This is a genomic window from Corynebacterium sp. HMSC05D08, assembly GCF_001807215.1.
Classification (GTDB): domain Bacteria; phylum Actinomycetota; class Actinomycetes; order Mycobacteriales; family Mycobacteriaceae; genus Corynebacterium; species Corynebacterium striatum.
This window is the reverse complement of sequence record NZ_KV788316.1, coordinates 1-908: the sequence shown is the minus strand read 5'-3', so window position 1 is coordinate 908 and position 908 is coordinate 1. Positions and strand designations below refer to the sequence as shown.

Genomic DNA, 908 nt, shown 5'->3' with positions numbered 1-908 from the left:
AAATGCCTAGGAACAAAACCCGGGGCACTTCAATACGCGCATCCTCGGCTACTTCGACGGCCCAACCCGTTTTCTTGCTTTTCTTCAACCCCTCGAAGGGGTGGTAACTTTTGTATCCTGTTTCCTTCTTTTCCTTGGTGATCGAACAAGTTCCTCTAACCTCTACAGTGCATAGCAAATCAGCTATGCTCCAGATAAGAAGGAGAAATGATGCCTGGATTCGCACTTCGCACTGAGTCTACTGAGTCCGCCCGGAACCTAAACCTGCACGCCACCACCGCTCCGGCAGAATGCTGTGGCTGCCCTTCGGAAGGCCGCTGTGCGGCTTACTGTCGAGACAACTACAACTCTGCCGGCGGTTACTGCGAGGGATTCCTCGATCTGCGCTGCGTCTGCGTGTAAAAGAAAGACTGAATAGTGTGTCGCCGATATCGGCGACACACTATTTATTTTAGGAGCACGGAACACATGCTAGAAGTTAGCGACATCAGCAGGAGCATTTCAGGGAAATCTATCCTAGATAAGGTTAACCTTTCCGTGGGCCAGGGCGAATTAATTGCTATCACTGGACCTTCTGGAAGTGGCAAGACTACCCTGCTTAGATGCATCATAGGAATCGACCAACCAGACTCTGGAACGATCTCACTCTCAGGAAAGGACTTCTCAAAGTATCCTGAGCAAAAACGCCGAGACTTTCGTCTCAAGAATATTGGCGTGGTAGATCAAGAGAACCATCTAATAGAGGATTTGACCTGCCGCGATAATATCCGGCTAATTGCTGAGATGTCCAGAGGGGGGAGAAAGCAGAGTTTCATTACAGCGAGGGAAATTCTCACACGATTAAACATGAGATCGTATGAAGACCGTCACCCGAGTGAAGCGTCCTGGGTTTAGTTCCGCTTCTTTTA

General features: G+C 49.3%; 2 protein-coding genes. One reads left to right on the top strand and one right to left on the bottom strand.

Annotated features, from left to right (window positions below; genetic code table 11):
* Window positions 1–226: hypothetical protein (locus HMPREF3148_RS13805; protein ID WP_210382996.1), on the bottom strand; the 226-nt coding region annotated here is incomplete at its 3' end.
* Between the two features lie 242 nt (window positions 227–468).
* Between HMPREF3148_RS13805 and HMPREF3148_RS03660 the strand changes: the two genes are divergently transcribed.
* Entirely contained in the window at window positions 469–894 is a 426-nt protein-coding gene (locus HMPREF3148_RS03660) for an ATP-binding cassette domain-containing protein (protein WP_049159160.1), read from the top strand.
* Window positions 895–908 lie beyond the last annotated feature (14 nt).